The organism is Clostridium aciditolerans (assembly GCF_016316925.1).
Taxonomy (GTDB): domain Bacteria; phylum Bacillota; class Clostridia; order Clostridiales; family Clostridiaceae; genus Clostridium_AM; species Clostridium_AM aciditolerans.
Map to the genome: position 1 here is coordinate 62,906 of NZ_JAEEGB010000035.1, position 20,758 is coordinate 83,663.

General features: G+C 35.1%; 17 protein-coding genes. 10 read left to right on the plus strand and 7 right to left on the minus strand.

All coding sequences use genetic code 11. The annotated features are described in order from the left end of the window. Positions 1-36: 36 nt before the first annotated feature. Both I6U51_RS19270 and I6U51_RS19275 read right to left on the minus strand, forming a co-directional pair. Positions 37-1,503: a sensor histidine kinase gene (locus I6U51_RS19270; protein ID WP_425489781.1), complete on the minus strand. Its 1,467-nt coding sequence runs from the start codon at positions 1,501-1,503 to the stop codon at positions 37-39. After that, positions 1,478-2,179, minus strand: coding sequence for a response regulator transcription factor (locus I6U51_RS19275; protein ID WP_211144196.1), 702 nt, complete (start codon positions 2,177-2,179; stop codon positions 1,478-1,480). Before I6U51_RS19275 ends, I6U51_RS19270 begins: the two co-directional genes overlap by 26 nt. Positions 2,180-2,594: 415 nt before the next feature. Here I6U51_RS19275 and I6U51_RS19280 point away from each other — a divergent pair, with 415 nt between their 5' ends. From I6U51_RS19280 to I6U51_RS19300, 5 genes are all read left to right on the plus strand, one after another. Next, on the plus strand, positions 2,595-3,839 hold the full coding sequence (locus tag I6U51_RS19280) for a WD40/YVTN/BNR-like repeat-containing protein (RefSeq protein WP_211144197.1): 1,245 nt from the start codon (positions 2,595-2,597) through the stop codon (positions 3,837-3,839). Between the two features lie 20 nt (positions 3,840-3,859). Next, positions 3,860-4,732 (plus strand): hypothetical protein, encoded by an 873-nt coding sequence (locus I6U51_RS19285; RefSeq protein WP_211144198.1) that lies wholly within the window; start codon positions 3,860-3,862, stop codon positions 4,730-4,732. Positions 4,733-4,835: 103 nt separating this feature from the next. Then, complete coding sequence (locus tag I6U51_RS19290) at positions 4,836-5,546, plus strand: Ig-like domain-containing domain (RefSeq protein ID WP_211144199.1); 711 nt, start codon at positions 4,836-4,838, stop codon at positions 5,544-5,546. Positions 5,547-5,634: 88 nt separating this feature from the next. Next, on the plus strand, positions 5,635-6,054 hold the full coding sequence (locus tag I6U51_RS19295) for a GyrI-like domain-containing protein (RefSeq protein ID WP_211144200.1): 420 nt from the start codon (positions 5,635-5,637) through the stop codon (positions 6,052-6,054). A 225-nt stretch (positions 6,055-6,279) separates the two neighbouring features. After that, positions 6,280-6,954 carry a pentapeptide repeat-containing protein gene (locus tag I6U51_RS19300; RefSeq protein WP_211144201.1) on the plus strand — a complete coding sequence of 225 codons (675 nt, stop codon included), beginning with the start codon at positions 6,280-6,282 and terminating at the stop codon, positions 6,952-6,954. 48 nt (positions 6,955-7,002) lie between these two features. On the opposite strand, the gene I6U51_RS19305 is transcribed toward I6U51_RS19300, so the two are convergent. Further along, the gene (locus I6U51_RS19305; protein ID WP_211144202.1) at positions 7,003-7,800 is read right to left on the minus strand and encodes a polysaccharide deacetylase family protein; all 798 of its coding nucleotides are present in this window, start codon (positions 7,798-7,800) and stop codon (positions 7,003-7,005) included. Positions 7,801-8,099: 299 nt separating this feature from the next. Between I6U51_RS19305 and I6U51_RS19310 the strand changes: the two genes are divergently transcribed. Continuing rightward, on the plus strand, positions 8,100-8,297 hold the full coding sequence (locus I6U51_RS19310) for a hypothetical protein (RefSeq protein WP_211144203.1): 198 nt from the start codon (positions 8,100-8,102) through the stop codon (positions 8,295-8,297). A 246-nt stretch (positions 8,298-8,543) separates the two neighbouring features. On the opposite strand, the gene I6U51_RS19315 is transcribed toward I6U51_RS19310, so the two are convergent. The 4 genes from I6U51_RS19315 to I6U51_RS19330 all read right to left on the minus strand — a co-directional run bounded on the left by I6U51_RS19315 (position 8,544) and on the right by I6U51_RS19330 (position 13,999). Next, positions 8,544-10,196: a recombinase family protein gene (locus I6U51_RS19315; protein ID WP_211144204.1), complete on the minus strand. Its 1,653-nt coding sequence runs from the start codon at positions 10,194-10,196 to the stop codon at positions 8,544-8,546. A 57-nt stretch (positions 10,197-10,253) separates the two neighbouring features. After that, a complete protein-coding gene (locus tag I6U51_RS19320) occupies positions 10,254-10,457 on the minus strand; it encodes a transposon-encoded TnpW family protein (protein WP_211144205.1) in 204 nt (67 codons plus the stop codon). 75 nt (positions 10,458-10,532) lie between these two features. Next, positions 10,533-11,432 carry a phage major capsid protein gene (locus tag I6U51_RS19325; protein ID WP_211144206.1) on the minus strand — a complete coding sequence of 300 codons (900 nt, stop codon included), beginning with the start codon at positions 11,430-11,432 and terminating at the stop codon, positions 10,533-10,535. A gap of 272 nt (positions 11,433-11,704) precedes the next feature. Continuing rightward, on the minus strand, positions 11,705-13,999 hold the full coding sequence (locus I6U51_RS19330; RefSeq protein ID WP_343069740.1) for a phage/plasmid primase, P4 family: 2,295 nt from the start codon (positions 13,997-13,999) through the stop codon (positions 11,705-11,707). A gap of 653 nt (positions 14,000-14,652) precedes the next feature. Here I6U51_RS19330 and I6U51_RS19335 point away from each other — a divergent pair. From I6U51_RS19335 to I6U51_RS19350, 4 genes are read left to right on the plus strand one after another with little or no spacing between them, the layout of a single operon-like run. Continuing rightward, positions 14,653-14,874 carry a helix-turn-helix domain-containing protein gene (locus I6U51_RS19335; RefSeq protein ID WP_013810668.1) on the plus strand — a complete coding sequence of 74 codons (222 nt, stop codon included), beginning with the start codon at positions 14,653-14,655 and terminating at the stop codon, positions 14,872-14,874. A gap of 4 nt (positions 14,875-14,878) precedes the next feature. Beyond that, on the plus strand, positions 14,879-16,447 hold the full coding sequence (locus I6U51_RS19340) for a type I restriction-modification system subunit M (RefSeq protein WP_211144207.1): 1,569 nt from the start codon (positions 14,879-14,881) through the stop codon (positions 16,445-16,447). Beyond that, positions 16,444-17,598, plus strand: coding sequence for a restriction endonuclease subunit S (locus I6U51_RS19345; protein WP_211144208.1), 1,155 nt, complete (start codon positions 16,444-16,446; stop codon positions 17,596-17,598). Before I6U51_RS19340 ends, I6U51_RS19345 begins: the two co-directional genes overlap by 4 nt. Further along, entirely contained in the window at positions 17,595-20,696 is a 3,102-nt protein-coding gene (locus tag I6U51_RS19350; RefSeq protein WP_211144209.1) for a type I restriction endonuclease subunit R, read from the plus strand. Before I6U51_RS19345 ends, I6U51_RS19350 begins: the two co-directional genes overlap by 4 nt. Positions 20,697-20,758: the final 62 nt, after the last annotated feature.

Consider the following 20,758-nt stretch of genomic DNA (forward strand, 5'->3'; position numbering starts at 1 on the left):
ACAAAAGTATCAATAAATGTCACAAATTTGTAAACTTTATATAGAAAATTCAATAGAAAACTTAGAACCTTCCTTTAACTTAGAAGCTACTTTTATTGTACCTCTCTGTTTTTCTACCAATTTTTTTACCAAGGCTAGTCCTAAACCTGCACCACCAGTTTCTCTGCTTCGATGGCTTTCCACTCTATAAAAGGGCTCAAAAATTTTATCTAAAGCATCCTCAGCTATGCCTATGCCAGTGTCTTCCACTGTTAAAATTATTTTATCTTCGTTTCTATGACAGGAAATATGTATGCTTCCATTAGGTTTATTATATTTTATGGCATTATCGATCAAGTTAATGACAATATGTCGCAAGTTTTCTTCATCTGTAGTAGTAATAATATCTTCAATATCACACTCTAATGTTAAGTTATTTTTCTTAATTTTACCCATCATTCTACTACAAATTTGATCTAATATTTCTTTTAGATTTACTTCATTTTTATGTATTTCAAAATCATACTTTTCTAAAGCAGATAAATTCAAAACGCTGTCTACCATAGCTGTTAAGCGATCACATTCCTCTGATATATTTGAGGTTCCTTCTTCAATCAAATCTAAATCTTTATTATAAATTTCAATCAAATCTGCATAGGCCTTTATAGTAGTAATTGGAGTCTTAAATTCATGAGTCACATTGCTTATAAATTCCTTCTGCTGTTTATCCATTTTTTCTAACTTATCGACAGCAACACTTAAAGTATCTCTTTCAATTTTTAGTTCTTCAATGTTCTTTTCTATGGTATCGCTCATAAAGATCAAGCCTTTGCTTAATTCTCCTAATTCATCCTTACGATCAATCTGCTCTATTTTATCGAAATTACCTTTTTGAATATTTTCCACTGAATTTTTCATCTTATATATGTCTCTAGTAAGAGTTAAAAAATAAAAAATCCCAAGAACTATACCTAGCGCAAGAGCAAAACAACCTGTAATTAGGAACATTTTTTTTATATTATTATAAAACAAGCTATTTTCCTTAACAGAATATTCAAGCTCTAAAATTGCTACTATATTATTCTTATATTTAATTGGTGAATAAAAATATATTACATCATTGACTTTCACATAAGATACTTTACCATCAATAGCGTATTGTATCATAGATTCTTTATCTTTATTTTCATTCAATTTTCCGTCGGTTTTAAATCCTGAAAGAAGTTCTCCTTTTGTATTATAGACACTGGCAGGTATATTTCTAAGCCAGGGTTTATTAAATATACTTCCTCTTGCAAGTTGAATGCTATTGTCAGTAGAGTTATTGTTGCTTGAGCTGGAACGTTCACTAAAATACTGCTCAAACATGTCCTTTTGTTTAAATAAAGCTGCTTCAACTTCTTTATTTTGATAACTTTTTATACCATTAAGTACTAAAATACTCAAAAACAATATAACTGTTAACAAAAGCGAGGCTGTAAAGGCAATGAGCTTAAATTTAATTCCTATCTTCAAGAAGTTCATCAACTCCTTTGTAACCTATGCCGTGGATGGTATGTATTAAATTTTGATAGTTATCACCTAATTTTCGCCTTATCCTCTGTATGTGTGTATCAACAGTTCGGGTACCTCCAATATAATCCATACCCCAAACTGTATTTAAAAGCTGATCTCTTGAATACACTATATTCGGATTTGAAAGAAGCAGATACAATAGATCAAATTCCATTGGAGTAAAGTCAAGCTGTAGATTTTTTAGACTTACAGTTCTTTGTTTTTGATTAATATGAAGCTCTGCAATGTCAATTATATTGTTATCATTTTTTTCATTTACAGTTTTTTTAAATCTTCTCGATAGAGACTTCACTCTTGCAATTACTTCTCTTATGTCAAAAGGCTTGGTCAAATAATCATCTGCACCTAATTCCAGCCCTAATATTTTGTCCACAATGTCATTTTTAGCTGTAAGCATAATAATGCCAATATTTTCTCCTTCAAGTTTTTTGCACACATCATAACCGTTGATTACAGGAAGCATTAAATCTAAAATTACTATATGTGGATTAAAGCTTTTTACTTTATCGAGTGCTTCCTGACCATCATAGGCTCTTTCTATATGGTAACCTTCTTTTTTTAACGCATAGGTTAATACATTTAAAATGCTCTTTTCATCATCTACTATAAGTATTTTTTCGTTCAAGTTTTATCCCCCCAGATTTTATTATTATCTAAGATTTACAGAAAAAGTATTTAATCTTACTGCAAAACTATAAGTATATTCTTTATGTGAATCAATTTTCTAATTTAAAGCAGAAATTTAATAAATAAACAAAAATGCCCCGTGTTAAATTATAACAAAATTTATAAGCTATATACAAATATTGAAATAGTTATCAGTAAAAGTACCTTTTGCATTTATAAAATACTAATGTCATAGCCTTTTCACATGAGTTTTATACAATTAATTCATATTTTGATAAAAAAGTGAAAATACGTTATGATGTGTATATGATATATTAATTTAGCAGTGTTGTTTAACGTTTATTTAGAGAAGAAAGATCAGTGTGGAGGCTTTTAGGAAGGTATATATTGAAGTAGTTTTAGGGGGATAAAATATGAAAAAGAAAAGATGGACAGCTGGACTAAGCATATGTACTATAGTGATTCTTTCAGTAACAGCTTTCTTATACTTTAAAGAGCAAAATATTGAGGACGGAGTGAATAAAGGGAAAGTAATTTCAATAGTAAATAAAGATGGGGATTTATTAAATATAGGTGGTAAATTAATTCAGGATTATATGAAACCATTTATAAATAAATCAGATGAGGATAGAGAAAATATCAGAAAGCTCAATGTTAAAAAAGAAGAAATACTTGAATTTAATAAGGACGAAATGGTTGTAAAGGTAGACTTTGATCTTATTCCTCAGAATAATAAAACTCATAAAAGTTGGGGGAAAATTAAAAATGGAAAACTTGAAGCAAGCTGGATATTGAAAATAAAAATTTTAGATAACTATACTTATAAAATTATAGATAAAGAAAAATCAAAAGGATCTAATAATAAATCTAAAATTGTAATGGAAGCAGAGAAAAATAAAAAGAGTTTAGGAAAAATCAACAGGAGCTATTACTTAGATGGACACAATATAAAAGTAACATATGATAAAGGAGAGAGCTGGATCAATGTACCTATTGATGCAAAGGTGCTTTTCGATAGGGGAGAACCATTAAAAAATACTGATGAACTTCAAAATGGAAGTTTTATTATTACTCCTAAAAATACAAGCTTTGTATATGGTGGAAGTGATAGATTGCCTATTACTGTTTTAATATCAGAAGATAAGGGAATAACTTGGAGAAAATCCTTAGTTACTAATAAAACAGAGGGAAGTAGACAACTGTTTATAGACTTTACATCAGATAAGGATGGACATGTGGTTGCTTCAGGAGATAGAGCAATGTCTTCAGAAATGACTTATGTCTATGAAACAACGGACGGTGGGCGTTCATGGAGCAAAATAGGAGATACAAGCAAGATAACTCATACTTTAGTAAATGGAGCAGTCTTTTCAACAGATAAAATAGGATTTATATGCTATAAATCTTATGATAAATATCCTAATATAAGATACACAATTGATAAAGGAAGCAATTGGACTCAATTAAAACTTCCATTGCCTACTGAGTATGAAGATAAATTTACAGAAGCACAATCCCCAAGGTTTGAAGGAGAAAAAGGTGTAATACTTGTTGGGCAAGGGAACAACGGAGAATTGGGGAAAGGAAAGATGTCCAAGTTTACGACAGAAGATTATGGGCTAACGTGGAAGTTTGATGGTATTGTTACAGTAGAATAATGTAAAGGAATGAGAGATATATGTTAAATGATCATAAGAAAATAAAGATATTAGTAGTTAGCGCTTTTATAATGCTAATATTATTGGCATTAGGTATAGAGGTAGTAAAGTTTAAGGGATATTACTTAATTTATGATTGGATGTATTTTATTATAATTTATATGATTTTAGTTCTATTTATTTTGCTATCTAGTAAAAACAAGCACTTAAAATGGATAGAGTATGGAGTTATACTTATAATTTTTATATTTAATACTAAAGGCTTATTAGATTCTAATCAAAATAAGGTATTTATCTTTAAGTCTCCTGATTTAAAAAATGAAATAATAATAAAGGAAGTTGTTAACAAGAAGGATGGTTCACTTAAAACTTTAGATTTAAAGAGAAGGTTTTATTTGTTTGCCAAGAAAAGTTCCGAATATCCTACTGAAAAACTATATAGATCTTTTTCAGCAGGAACTTATAAAGTAAATTGGATTAAGGATAATATAGCTACAGTCGATTATCTATATAATTATAAGGGCAGAAATATTAAACAACATGTATATACTTTTAATTTTAAAGAGCCAATTAGCTATAATTATGTAACAGCTAGCATAACAGGAGTATGGAAAGATAAAGAAAATCCTAATAATACTTTAACAGTTGAAAAAAATAAATTTATTTATGTAAAAGGTGGTAAAACCTTTGTATATGATACAGCTAATGCAGAGCAAAAGGGATATACTGCTGTAGTTTTTAGTGGACAAGGTAATGCGCCGGATTTATCGATTATATTTAATGAAGGTAATATAATAGAAAGTAATTGTTTATTAAATAAGGAAGCTACTATTTTTATAGGTAATGTATCTTTAGAAAATGAGAAATATGGCTTATTTAAAAAGGTTGATTGATATTAGACACATAGTATAAATATTATATAATTGCTGTACAATTGTAAGATATTACGTTTGAATCGTAGAATATTATCAAATAAATTTTGAGAGGAGTGACTATATGAGTAAAATATTAAAAATATTAGTCTTAGCATTTTTGTTAACATTAACTTTTTCAATTTGTACTTATGCTAAAGAATTTCAACAACAAATTAATATAGAAACTGATAAGTCTTGGCATATAAAATTTAATATTGCAGTTGATATTAAAACATTGGATGGAAATGTAAGTATAACAGATAGCAAAGGCAAAATAATTAATACTCTTATGAATGTAAGTGATGATAAAAAAATAGTTACATTAATTCCTAAAAAAGCATATGTTTCTAATGAGATATACAGTTTAAATGTAAATCAAAATATCAAATCCGTTAAAGGTAAAGTCTTAAATGAAAATTCAATTAAAAAGTTTTCGGTTACTGAGTATAAGATAAATAAAGATAATGAAAAAATTATAAAAGAATTTAGGTCACATCATGGTTACTCAAGTGATGAATTAGAAAAACTGAAAATTAAATATATAGGAAACGTTAATAACTTTTATATTTACTATGTTCCATTTAAGGATAATTCGTATGATTATGATAAAGATTTTGAAGCTAAAGGATATAGATTTCCAGCTAAAAGTCATACGAGAATTATCGGAATTAAAGATGGGAAATTATATACTTTAGGAAATATTATATATGAAACTTCAATAAGTGTTAAGGATTTGTATAACTTACTATTAGATGAATATAAAGATTTAACTAAAATAGGACAAGAGAACTAAAAAAAGATAAATATAAAAAGCTATATTTAGGCATACATTTTTGGGCACAAATTGAGAGGACAATAGAATTGTAGGAGCAAAGGAACATATGGAATTGAATGTGGAAGAAAACTTTGTTCGAGTGCCGCAATTTTGGGCAGAAACCTTCCAAAATGGTATGTTTGAAAGGGTTTGTCAATTGTCTAATAAAGAGCCCTATGGTGTACTTGGTGTTAGCACTTGTATGAATGGAAAAGATTTTGATTATTATATCGCATGTTCCACTGATAAAACAATACCAGAGAATATGTACGAATATGAAGTACCTGCTGTAACATGGGCAATTTTTGAATGTATAGGACCTATGCCTAATGCTATTCAAGAACTGCAAAAACGTATTGTTACCGAGTGGCTACCTACATCAGGATATGAGTATGCTGATGCTCCAGACATAGAAGTATATCCTGAAGGAGATTCAACATCTGAGAATTATAAAACTGAAGTATGGTTACCAGTAGTTAAAAAATAGTAAAGTATAGATGTTATCTATGGTGGTGCAGCTTAGATTATTACGTGCTCTATTATGAAAGAACTGTAAGCGGATTTTTAATCATTAATCTGCTTATGGTTCTTTTTATTTAATACATATTATGTAATTGCTATGCAATTGTAATTTATGTCGTCTTAAACAGTATATATGCTATAATTACTTATTAGAGAAGAAACAAGTTACAAGGGAGAGATAAAATACAAAATGGTTGAAAATAAAAATGCTTCTAAAATACTAAAGCCAAAAATTCACGATAAACTACCTGAATTTGATTTATTAGAAAAAGGCATCTCTGATTATGATTCAATTTCCTCTATATTGGTGAATGACAGCTTCTTTGAAAACATTAATGCTAAAGGAGTTTCCTTCAATGAAGTAATATTCAGAAATGTAAAGTTTATAAATATATCACTTGAACAGGCAGAACTCTTAGATGTAAGATTTGAAAACTGTGACCTATCCAATGTTAATCTAAGTGATTCTTCAATACATAGAGCAGAGTTCATAAACTGCAAGCTTACAGGAAGCAATTTCACAGAAGCAGCCTGTAAAAATGTTGTGTTTGATCAGTGTAGTGGAAAATATACATTATTTAGATTTACAGATCTCAAACAGACGATCTTCAGCAATTGTCAGATCCCCTATGCTGAGTTTTACCAAAGTAAATTTTCTAAAGTTGAATTTAAAGATACTGATATTATACAGAGTCAATTCTTTAATACTAAACTAAAAGGAATAGATTTTACCAGCTGCAGTATTGATGGCATTTCTGCAGGAATAGAAGATGTTCAAGGTGCAATAATCTCATATGGCCAGGCTGTTTCACTTGTTGGTTTGCTTGGAGTTGTATTAAAAGAAGATAATATATGTAGACTTTAGAGTAAAGGGCGATATTTTTGATCTCGCCCTTTGCAGCTTCACAGGGTGCTATTGTTTTTTGTTTATTATTTCAATGTTTATCATTTCTTTCTCTTCTGATTCACTTAAGTCACCAAAAGTTCTAAAAACAAATCCTTCATTTTTTAAATATGTTATTATTTCAGGCAGTGATTCCACTGTAAAATGTTTGTAGTACGTATCATGCATAAGTATTACTGCAATCTTTTTATTTTGGCATTGATTTTTAACATTTCTTTTTATTTTATTAACTGGTACTTCATGAGCATCTGCATCACCTGAACAAACATTCCAATCTACATATTTTACTCCCTTATCATTTAAAGTTTTTTTTATTGAATCTAAGGTTGTTTTTCTTGCCATAGGGTTATTAGATCCACCTGGAAACCTAATATAATGTATAGGCTCTTTATTAGTTATTTTTTGTATTGTATTTTTACATGCTTCATAATCATCCATATAGGATTTTAAGCTTCCATATATTTTTTTATAATTATGTGAATAAGTATGTACACCAATACTCATACCATTATCACTTAGTTCTTTTAATATGGTGGGATTTTCTTCACACTTTACTCCTACTACAAAAAAAGTAGCTTTTATGTTGTTATCATTTAATATTTTTAATATTTTTCTTGTGTTATTTACACTAGGACCGTCATCAAAAGTTAAAAAAACCTCTTTAGGGTACTCTGTTCCATTTTGATTTTTGAAGCTGTTATTAAATAAGTTTAGTTCATCTCCATATACATTAGTTCTGTTATTTACACACATAAAAAATAATGTGATTAAAAATACAATATATGGATGCTTGGCAAGTCTCTTCATGGTGAATCACCTTCTTTTGTTTAAAATATTAAATTTCAATCTAAATTATAGGATAACCTATAATTAATAAATAATTTTAGTAATTTATTCAACTTAAGAACTTTAGGAGAATAATGAAAGGATATACAATGGGAAATGTATTTTTTAGTTTAAAAAGTTGGTGCTATATTATCAGCTTATTTTTTACATAAAAATAACTCCAGAATTTTTTGAGGTTAAAATTTATGAATATAAATATTTTATAATATTCAAACTATTAAGAATATGATATAATAAGTTCATAGAAGGGGGTATGTTTTATGGAACAATATAGAGGATATGAAATAATGGTTACAGAGAATCATGAAAAAGAGTACCCATATAAGGCAATTGCCAGAAAAGGAGATAAGGAAGTTAAACATAAGGGACAGAGTAAGATGCAAGCAGTGGATTTTGTCAAAGCAAGCATTAATGTCATTGTAGATAAGATAGAAACAAAAAATGAAATGAATGGATAGAAAAGTGGAAAAGTTCATAAATAGTTAACGAATATACTTTCATAAAGAGAAGAGAGTGTCTTAAACTGTTGTTTTAAGACACTCTTTTTGTATTATCCGCTGCCAAACGTCATAGGTATGGTTTCAGCTCATTACTTTATGTAGATCTTTAAAAAAATATACCTATTTAGGAGCGGTCAGATAGGGATATATAATTCCTGAAAAATTCGGCATAGTCGTTGATATTCGGCTATGCCGTTTTTTCGTTTATTTTGGTAAGTCGATAGCGCCTATGCAGTTATAGAAAATTTGAATCCGCTGGGTTCTGCGGCCATCTACTTTTTCAGCCTTAAATACTATAATTTTGTCAATGAACTCTCGAATAATCTCTGCATCCAATTCTGTAATTTCTGTGTATTTTTTAACCAGTGCCAAAAAGCGGTCGGTATTGAGGGACTGTTCATTTGCTGTATCAATGGTATGCTTTAATTTGATTATCCTTTCTTCCAGTGTCTTCTGCTCGGCTTCATATTCAGCCGACATCTTGTAAAAACGCTCTTCGGGAATTTTGCCCATCACATTGTCCTCATATAGTTTCCGAATGATTTTGTCTATGTCAGCAATGCGAGTCTGTACTTGTTCGTACTCCTTTTGACTTTGGCGGAGTTCTTTGGCAAGTTCCTTTTCTGAATTATTCATAACTATACGAATGAATTCCTGTTCATGGTCTTTGGCAAAGGAGGTTACACGCCTTAAGTCTTCTAACAAAAGCTGTTCCACTACAACATTGCGTATCTGATGTGAACTGCACATACCCTTTTTCTTGCGGTAAGTAGCACAAACGAAGTATTCCTTATCGTGTGTCCATCCCTTGCCTCTAACCTGATACAGCTTTGCTCCACAGTCGGCACAAAACATCATGCCAGAAAGCATTCCCATTTCACCTAATCGTGATGGTCTTCGCTTGCCATCTCTGATTTTCTGCACTGTTTCCCAAGTGCCTTCATCAATAATTGCTTCATGGGTATTTTTGAAAACCAGCCAATCTTCTGGATTGTTCAATATCTTGACTTTGCTCTTATATGACTTTTTAGAAGTCTTGAAATTCACCGTGTGACCTAGATATTCCATTTTAGCCAGAATATCTGCTACGGTACGAGCCGACCAAGCATATGGGTTTTCAGGTGGTCTTGCTGGAGTGTTAATACCCATTTTGCGAAGATGAACCGTAGGTGTATCAATGCAACGCTTTTCAAGTTGCTTTGCTATCTGCGTGGGTCCAAAGCCAGCCATGCACAGTCGGAAAATATCTCTGACCACCTCGGCGGCTTTCTCATCTATAATCCAGTGCAACTTATCTTCAGGGTCTTTAATATAACCGTAAGGCGGATTGGTGCAGAGCGGCTTACCAGATTGTCCCTTGGATTTGAACACGGCACGGATTTTCTTGCTAGTATCCTTAGCATACCATTCATTAATAATGTTAAGAAACGGTGTAAAGTCACTGTCTGCTTGGTTTGCACTATCAATACCATTGTTAATAGCAATGAATCGTACATCTGCTTCAGGAAACATAATCTCTGTGTAATAGCCTACTTTGAGGTAATCCCTGCCGAAACGGGACATATCCTTGATGATAATCGTTCCGATTCTGCCGGACTCTACATCAGCAATCATGCGGTTAAAGTCTGGTCTATCAAAAGTTGTACCGCTGACCCCATCATCCACATAAAATTCGATGTTACGAAAACCGTTGTCCTCAGCATATTTCTTTAGAATTGCCTTCTGGTTTACTATACTGTTGCTGTCCCCTGCAAGCTCATCATCACGTGAAAGCCTGCAGTAAAGAGCAGTAATTTTCGTTTCTTCAAATGCTAATGTTGATTTACGTATAGTGCTAAATGTTGACTGTCTATTCATTTTTTTCCTCCATTTCCGACAGTCTTCAAGCGGTTTAGCACTATGTATATTACCGTACTACCTTGAAGAAGTCGAGTTGATTTCCGTGGGTTTATATGAACTATCTGATAACTTTGAAAGGCTTTTTGCGTTGATTGTAATCAGTCGTTTCAGCTTGGAATATGCACTTTCCTTTGCTGAATCACTTACTCGTGATTCCACCACATAGACCGTACCTCCGATATCGGATTTGGTTGTGCGGCTGTTACTTTGATTTTCCATATCGTGACCTCCTGTCCGATGTTTTGATGGAACTGGCACTGAGCCGAATTGATGACTCAGTGCCTAATCCATTATTTAAGCTTTTATTTGTAATATTTTCAGAGCATCCGGTTGAATCAACTTCCCATCCAATCTCTCGTAAGCAGAAAATCCGATTTGCCCCTGCAATGCATATAACTCACTTAATTTTTTTATCGTTATTGGTTGACGTTCAATCAGCCAGTAGTATGATAAATCTCCAAATACAATGCTTTTTGCTCCTGCTGATACTGTAGGCATATATGGAGAGGTAACTACAGGTTTTCCGAAGATGGTGTTATCTGAAGAATTCCACAGATAACTACCGCTTGTATCTTTAAGGGTTCTAAGAAGCATGGCTGTATTATCATGCATGATAAACACAGCGTTATTTCGGTATTCATCTTTTAATGAAAAATACAGAGAGATGATCTCATCAAAAGAGATGGTACTATTGTCTGCTGTAGTTACATCTGCGTCTGCCGTAAGGATACCTGTTGGCTGAGTTGTGCCATTTCCATTAAGCAATGCATTTTCCTCAGCCTTGCCAAAACGCTTCGCAAAATCACCCATCAGATATTTTTCAAGATTAAAGTTCATATCGGTGACGAATGAGCGGTTTAGCTTGACAAGAGATGCCAGCTTGTATGATTTCACCAGAAACTGTGTAAATGTATCGGCGCTTTCGGGGATTGGATCTCCGTCTTCAACCCAATCTGCTGTCCCCGTTGAGGATACCGCTTGAATTTTACCTTCTGCAGAAGATAGATTGATAACAGTAGCAAATCTACGGAATACATTCTCCTTTGCCAAAGCAGTGTTAAAGCCTTCTCTGAACTCATCTGGTGCGACATAGGCTCCTACATTATCAAAGCCCTCGCTTAGATTTTGATTGTTTTCTTCTTTTCCTTTCATAACATTCCAAAACGCTCTATTATAAGTTGTTGATGTTGCCATAATCGTTTACCTCCTAAATTTTATTAAATGTGGGGTATATACCCCGTTTGAAACCGCGTTTTTTTACACGTTGCCCCACGCCCGTTGTCCAGATGAAAAAGTGTGGAGATTTGACCTCCCCTAGGGGCAGGTATTAACACATGGAGTTGTATCCATTGTTTTCACTGGTTTTAAGCTTTGTAGCAAGATGTAGCAGGTAAAAACTAAACTCTCTATACGAGAGCGATTTTTTATATAACCTGTTTTTCTTGCTACAAGCTGCTACACTGTGTTTAAATAAGAAGAAATTCTTCTTCAGTCAGCTTATATCCGATAAGCATTGTGGTCATTCCACCACCAGAACGTGGTCGTTTCCGTTCTACACGGGCGATAGCTGTTAAGGCTTGTTTGAAGTTTCTTGCATTCTCCGAATAACAGCCATTGGCACTGCACCAACGCTGATACCGGCCATACACTTCGGATGTCCGCACCTCACTGTTAGGACTTTCCTCCAAGGCATCCTCGAAAAATAATGCTATTTTGTCGCTGTCACGCTTATAAGCCTCCGTTGCTGTCTTAACGGAAACAGGTAAAATTAAGCCTTCCTTTTTTAACAGCTGATAGCCTTCAATTAGCCAGTTGAGGATAGCACTCTGATTCTTCGCTTTGGAGAATTCACGTTTTAGGTTTTTATCCTGCTCGCTTTCATCAAAGTGTCGTTCAAAAGGGATAATCACCACTCTGCCACTGGAAAACAGCGTCATATCCGTAATAACGGGCAGATAATTGGTGTTGATATACAGCTTAAACTTTGGTGAAAAGTCAAAAGAATTCTCATGTAGAAACCTTGCGTTGATGGTGTCACCACCCGTCATGCTTTTTACCTGTGCAGCATTTAGGACAAGTCCTCTGCTAGGTTCGGAGATATTCACAAAGCGTACTCCTGCAAGCCGGGCAATATCTTCACTTGGACTTGAACTGTTATTGTTCTTTTTCAGACTGATAGTCTCCGGCCTTGCGGTACAGCCATAACTGCCTAATACCTTAAGAACGCTCTCACATAGCGTACCTTTACCGTTTCGAGTTGTAGCACCATAGAGAACAAACAGGCATTCATACCGAGTGTCTCCGCTGATACTGTAGCCAAAGGCTTTTTGGAGGAATTTTGCCTTTTCCTCATCTCCGCTCATAATCTCATGAATAAATCTATTCCATCGCTCGCTTTTTGCTTCTGGGTCATATTTAACGCCAGATATCTTTGTAAGTCTGTCCTCGCTGTTGTGGGGACGAAAATCCATAGACATTAAAAACAATGTCCCATTGGCACAGTTGAGCATAAGCGGGTCTTGGTCAAATTCAGCCATTGATATGGGATATACGCTCTGTGCATCCTTAAGAACCGTTTCTCGGTATCTTCTTGACTGCCACTTTCGGCAATAGTCAATGTATGCCTTTCTTTGATGTTCATCCTGAATAGTCAAAGCATAGGTTAGCAGTTGGTTAGCCAATGATTTACACATTTCCATCACTTTGAGATTACCGACATCAGGAATCCAAATGCCATTCTCATAGCAAAACCACATTTTCCTTTCAGGAACATAGCGGGCAAAAGGTTTATAATAATCAGCAAACAGCCTGCTTGCCCCAATATCCGTCCAAGGGTAGCGATCGTTACTCTCAGGCTTAAAGTCAGCAAGGGAACATTCTCCAAAATCTTCTGCAACTGATGAACGTATACCACCTGGTTTATATATTTCAGTAGCATTTGCAATTGCTTTTTCTATGGTTATCATTCCATAAGTACTGCCGGACTGTGGTCTATTCCATTTATCTCGCATTAAGCCGCTTTTTCGGAAAAGTCTGTCCATCTGTCCAATATCCCTGCCACACCAAAATGCCAGCATACCGCAAAGTGCCAAATCAGCTTCACTGGCAGAAGCATAGCCTGATGTATCACCCTGCCATAATGCTTTAAATTTTTCTCCATTTGCCGATTTTAATGCCTTCTCAATAACAGACTTGTCAGACAGATAGGATTGACTTTCTGTATCCAGAAGTTGTCTCACAGGGGCAGGACGTAGCATATACTTGTCTAGTATCATCTGTAGCTCATACGATTTCTCCGCTATATCACCATCTGCAAACATATTTCCCGTTACGGTAACAAAGCGGTTCGTTGCTCCAGCCACATAGACCTCAACTCCCAGCTTTCTGTTGTTGATATAGTATTTTGTTTTGTCAAAGTCATAGCCGGTGGCCTTAAAGAAAATATGCAACCCTTTCCCAGATGGACTGTGTTCCATATAGCAACTACTAAAAGCCTCTACAACACTTTGGGAAATAGGCTTAAGCTTACCGCTGTTATCAAAGCAATCATCTAAGTCGATAACACATATGTCATTACCCACCAAAAATCCGATACCGTCATAATCACTTAAAGCAGCAACCGCAGAACTAAAATCTTTAAATGTACTCCGCTGATCTGCTTTTGCCCTTTTTCCTGTTACCGGGTTATAGGGAACTTTGGTTTTTCTGCCGCTTCGCTCTTCATATTTCCAACAGCAAAACTGTGGCATATCTTTAAGCACCTGTGGCAAGTTCTCGTATTGTGTATTCAGTTATTTCACCTCCTTGCCTGTTATAAATGACCCAAAACGCTACGGTTCCAGAGGGTTTGCCTTGTTTGACACAACCTCGTTATCTTTCAAGGAATACGCTCGGAATTATCGTCATGGCATATTTTGCTTGAAGTATCTCTTGCATTTCGGGATATTCAGTTGTCAAGGAGCAGTGAGAGAAAAACTATGCTTTCGTTGGGGGATTATTTTTCCTCTCACCTTATAGCCACGGTAGGGCACATTAGTTGAGGATTTTCCAAAAATAATTTTCTTCCTCATCCATAAGCGAAGAATTCTATTGATTCGAACCCCTTAAAATAAAAAAACAGCCTGTCTTTTTTCTAAGGTAAAGACGGCTGTAATGTTTATGCTTTTGCTCAAATTTGAGCGAAAGTGGTATTAAATTTAAGAAGGCTGAATGTTATAACTTTGCCTTTGGTTTTACAAATAGACTTACAGACATTTTTGTCTAAAAGTATTTATTTAAATCAAAAATAAAGGCATACACAACTATCATTATCTTTGTTAACATTGAAAAATTACTTCACAAACACAGAATTATCATGTTATTTTTGAAGAAAATGTGCTATAATGGAAAAAACATATATAAAGAGGTGACCAAGATGACCGTTAGCTATAAAAAGCTTTGGAAATTGTTGATAGACCGCGATATGAAGAAGAAAGATTTACAGGCTGCTGCGGGAATAAGTCCATCGTCAATTTCAAAGCTTTCTAAAAACGAATATGTCAGTATGGACGTTCTTGTAAAGGTTTGTACGGCACTTGGCGTTGATTTTAAAGATATCATGGAATTAGTGCCTAATATGGTTGAAGAAAGGGAGTAGAGTTATGGAGAATAACAGAAAAGAACAGGAACGGGCGGAATTACACCGCACGATATGGAATATGGCAAATGATCTAAGAGGCAGTGTAGATGGATGGGACTTTAAGCAATATGTTCTAGGTATGCTGTTTTACCGCTACATATCTGAAAATATTACCGCCTATATTAACGCCGGAGAATGGGAAGCTGGCAATACGGAATTTGATTATGCTAAGCTATCCGACGAAGAAGCAGAACAGGCACGAGAGGATTTAGTTAAGACAAAAGGCTTCTTTATCTTACCCAGCGAGCTTTTTGAAAATGTCCGAGCTGGCGCAAAGGACGATGAAAACTTAAATGAAACACTGGAACAGATTTTCAGTAATATTGAAGCATCTGCGCAAGGAACAGAAAGCGAAGATAATTTCAAAGGCCTGTTTGACGATATTGATGTTAACAGCAATAAGCTAGGTAACACTGTAGTAAAGCGTAATGAAAAGCTGGTTAAGCTAATGAATTCTGTTGGAGAAATGAAGCTGGGAGATTACAAAGACAATACTATAGATGCATTCGGTGATGCTTATGAATTTTTAATGGGTATGTATGCATCCAATGCAGGAAAAAGTGGTGGTGAATACTATACGCCGCAGGAGGTTTCTGAACTCCTTACCCACTTAACATTAGTAGGAAAAACTGAAGTCAACAAGGTATATGACCCCGCTTGCGGTTCTGGCTCTCTACTGCTAAAGTTTGCAAAAATCTTAGGAAAAGAAAATGTACGTCAAGGTTTCTTCGGTCAAGAAATCAACATTACAACCTACAACCTGTGCAGAATTAATATGTTTTTGCACGATATTGATTATGACAAATTTGATATTGCCCTTGGGGACACACTAACAGATCCGCAACATTGGGATGATGAGCCTTTTGAAGCCATTGTATCAAATCCACCTTACTCTATTAAATGGAAGGGCGACAATGATCCTATTTTGATTAACGATCCCCGTTTTTCTCCAGCGGGAGTATTGGCTCCTAAGTCTAAGGCAGACCTTGCTTTTATTATGCATAGTCTCTCTTGGCTTGCAACAAACGGAACAGCGGCTATCGTTTGTTTCCCCGGTGTAATGTACCGCGGAGGCGCTGAAAAGAAAATCAGGCAGTACCTGATTGACAATAACTATATCGACTGTATCATTCAGTTACCGGATAACTTGTTTTATGGTACCAGCATTGCTACCTGCATTATGGTGCTGAAGAAGTCTAAATCAGAAAATAGCACCTTATTTATCGATGCATCAAAGGAATTTGTCAAGGTTACGAATAACAACAAGCTGACACCGAAAAATATTGAGACCATTCTTAACGCATTCAAAGATAGAAAAGATATTGAGCATTTTGCTAGGCTTGTGCCAAACAGCGAAATTGCTGAAGAGGATTACAACCTTTCTGTTTCTACCTATGTTGAACAGGAGGATACCAGAGAAAAGATTGATATTGTTGCTCTCAATGCTGAGATAGAAAAGATTGTGGCACGAGAGCAGGTTTTAAGGGTAGAAATAGATAAGATTATTGCAGAAATTGAGGTGGGCAAATGAGTAAATTAGATGAATTAATTGCTGAACTTTGTCCAGATGGAGTGGAGTTTGTAACAGTGGAAGAAATTTGCGACATTACACGTGGGAGAGTAATGTCCAAAAATTATCTAAGAGAAAATATCGGTGCTTATCCCGTTTATTCATCACAAACCGCAAATAACGGTATTTTTGGCTACATAAATACTTTTGATTATGACTGCGAATCGGTAACATGGACAACAGATGGAGCAAATGCTGGTTCTGTTTTTTATCATATTAACGAAAAATTTAGTATAACAAATGTTTGTGGATTATTAAGGGTTAAAAATAATGAACTGGTAAGTACTAAGTTTCTATTTTATGTCTTGCAAGTATATGCAAAGAAATATGTTAATGATGGTATGGGTAACCCAAAATTGATGAGCAACGTCATGGCAAGGATTTCTGTTCCCCTTCCCCCTCTGCCTGTACAGCAAGAAATTGTCCGTATTCTGGACAATTTCACAGAGCTTACAGCAGAGCTTACAGCAGAGCTTACAGCAAGGAGAAAGCAGTATGAGTATTATAGGGATTTGCTCTTGACATTTGGTGATGAGGTAGAGTGGAAGACTTTAGATGAAATCGCTAGATATGCAAAAAGTCGTATAGAAGCTAGGGAAGTAAATGCGGATACATATGTTGGTGTGGACAACCTTCTACCTGATAAGATGGGAAAGACAACATCAAACTACGTGCCATTAGAAGGCCGTTTAATAAAATATGATATTGGAGACATACTCATAGGTAATATTCGCCCATATCTAAAAAAAATATGGTTAGCAACGGACGCAGGTGGAACAAATGGAGATGTTCTTGTTATACGCATAAATGATAGAAAAGCTGTTTTACCAAAGTATTTATATTTCGTTCTTTCATCAGATAACTTTTTTGTATATAATATGCAAAATGCGAAAGGTGCAAAAATGCCTCGTGGAGATAAAACTGCAATTATGAAATATCCAATCCCAGTTCCACCCTTAGAAGAACAAGAGCGCATCGTAGCTATTCTCGATCGCTTTGACGCTCTCTGCAACGACTTAACCAGCGGCATTCCGGCCGAAATCGAAGCACGGCAAAAGCAATATGAATATTACAGAGATAAACTGTTATCTTTCAAGGAGGTGACGGCATGAGTATATACAATATCGTTGCAAGTACTGACGAAGCAACGGTTGTTGCTGAATATGCAGCTGAATATTATGTCCGTCCTGAAAAGTATCAGAGCGAGGCAGAACTTGAGCGGGAGTTTATCAGGCAACTAACTTCACAAGGATATGAATATATTTCAGTACACAATGAAGCTGCATTGATAGAAAATCTCCGAAAGCAACTTGAACTGCTTAATGACTTCACTTTTACTGACAGTGAATGGGATAGATTTTTCACAGAATGTATTGCCAATACAAATGAGGGTATTGTTGAAAAAACCAGAAAGATTCAAGATGACCATATCCAGATTCTAAAACGTGAAGATGGAACAACAAAGAACATATACCTTTTGGATAAAAAGAATATCCATAACAATCGTTTGCAAGTTATTAATCAATACGAAGAAGCAGGCGGCAAGCATGAAACCCGATATGATGTGACTATCCTTGTTAATGGACTTCCCCTTGTTCATGTAGAGTTAAAGCGTCGTGGTGTTGCTATCCGAGAAGCTTTCAACCAAATAAAAAGATACCAGCGTGACAGCTTTTGGGCGGCTTCTGGTTTATTTGAGTATGTGCAAATATTTGTAATCTCCAATGGAACCCATACAAAGTATTACAGTAACACCACAAGAAACGCTCATATAAAGGAACAAAGCAACAGCAAGCGTCGAAGAAGTAAGAAAACAAGCAACAGCTTTGAGTTTACCAGCTTTTGGGCAGATGCTAACAACAAAATTATTCCTGACCTTGTGGACTTTACTAAAACATTTTTTGCCAAGCATACCCTCTTAAATATTCTAACAAAATATTGTATTTTCACATCTGAAGACCTGCTCCTTGTAATGCGTCCTTATCAAATAGCTGCTGCGGAACGTATCTTATCACGTATTGTAGTATCAACCAACTACAAGAAGATGGGCACAACTGCAGCTGGAGGATATATTTGGCATACAACAGGCTCTGGTAAGACTTTGACCAGTTTCAAGACAGCTCAATTAGCTTCTGCCTTGCCTTATATAGACAAGGTACTGTTTGTTGTTGACCGTAAAGATCTGGACTATCAGACGATGAAGGAATATGACCGTTTTGAAAAGGGAGCTGCTAATGGTAATACGTCCACAAGAGTTCTTCAAAGACAATTGGAAGACAGGGATGAAAAAGGAAATCCTCATGAATACAAAATCATTGTAACCACTATTCAGAAGTTGGATATATTCATCCGTAAAAATAAACAGCATGATATTTACAAGAAACACGTGGTGCTGATTTTTGATGAGTGCCACCGTTCCCAATTTGGCGAAATGCATCAAGCTATCACAAAGAGCTTTAAGAACTACCATATCTTCGGCTTTACGGGAACTCCGATTTTTGCTGCTAATGCCAGTTCGGGAGGTAACCCACTGCTTCGTACAACCGAACAGGCTTTTGGAGAAAAGTTGCATACTTATACCATTGTAGATGCAATCAATGATGGGAATGTTCTGCCTTTTAGAATAGATTTTATTAACACCATTAAGATGCCTGATTACGTTAATGATAAAAAAGTCTATAGCATAGATAGAGAAAAAGCCTTAGCAGATCCACAGCGAATCAGTGAAATTGTTTCTTACGTTCTTGAACACTTTGATCAAAAGACGAAGCGCAATAGTTATTACACATTCTCTGCGAAATGGGAAGAAGCAGATAAGCACAACCCTAAAAAGATGATAGAAAAGCGTGAAACAAGGCGAGTTGCCGGTTTCAACTCCATATTTGCTGCTGCATCCATCCCAATGGCAATCAGATACTATAATGAGTTTAAGAAGCAGATAGCGGAAAAGAACCGTAACCTTACCATTGCAACTATTTTCAGTTTTAGTGCAAATGAGGAGGAGCCAGATGGACTGTTGCCTGAAGAGGATTTTAATATGGAAAACCTTGACCAGAGCTCCAGAGATTTTCTTGAGGCGGCTATCCGAGATTACAATTCCACATTTAGCACAAATTACGATACTTCCTCGGATAAGTTCCAGAATTATTATAAAGACCTCTCTCTTCGTGTAAAGAATCGGGAGATCGATATATTGATTGTTGTCAATATGTTCCTGACAGGCTTTGATGCAACAACCCTGAATACGCTATGGGTAGACAAAAATCTGCGCCAGCATGGACTGATTCAGGCTTTTTCAAGAACTAACCGCATCCTAAACAGCGTTAAGACATATGGTAATATCGTTTGTTTCCGAGATTTGAAAGAAGAAACTGACAAGGCTATTGCCCTATTCGGCAATAAAGATGCAGGCGGTATTGTACTGCTAAAAACATTCGAAGAATACTATAACGGCTATGATGATAAAGGTGAGTATAAGCCGGGCTATGCTGAACTGATTGCAACTCTTACAACACAGTATCCCCTTGGCCAACCTATTCTCGGAGAAGAAGCTGAAAAAGACTTTATCCGGCTATATGGAGCAATACTTCGGCTTAAGAATATTCTTACTTCCTTCGATGACTTTGAAGGAAAGGAGATTTTATCTGAAAGGGATTTTCAGGACTATCAAAGCATTTATATTGACCTGTATCAGGAATACAGAAAAGGTGCTGATGGTGACAAAGAAACTATCAATGATGACATCGTTTTTGAGATTGAACTGGTCAAACAGATAGAGGTAAATATTGATTACATCCTTATGCTTGTAGCTAAATATCAACAATCCAACTGCAAAGACAAAACCATTCTTACAACTATTGATAAGGCTATCAATTCAAGTATTGAACTTCGAAGTAAGAAAGAACTTATCGAGCGTTTTATAGAGCAAGTCAATGTATCGACCAAAGTGGATGAGGATTGGCGTAAATTCCTCGACGAGCGTAAGGAAGCGGATATTACAGCAATTATAGAAGAAGAGAAATTAAAGCCTGAAGAAACCCGCCGATTCATCGATAATGCTTTCCGAGATGGAATGCTTAAAACAACCGGTACAGCTATTGATAAAATCATGCCACCTGTATCCCGCTTTGGCGGAGGCAGAGCTGCGAAAAAGCAAGGGATTATCGAAAAACTGATGTTATTCTTTGAGAAGTATTTGGGATTGGTGTAGAAGTCAGATCTTCGCTTCTTATATAGCCATAAGAAATGTTGGGGAATACTAGTCAGTTAAAC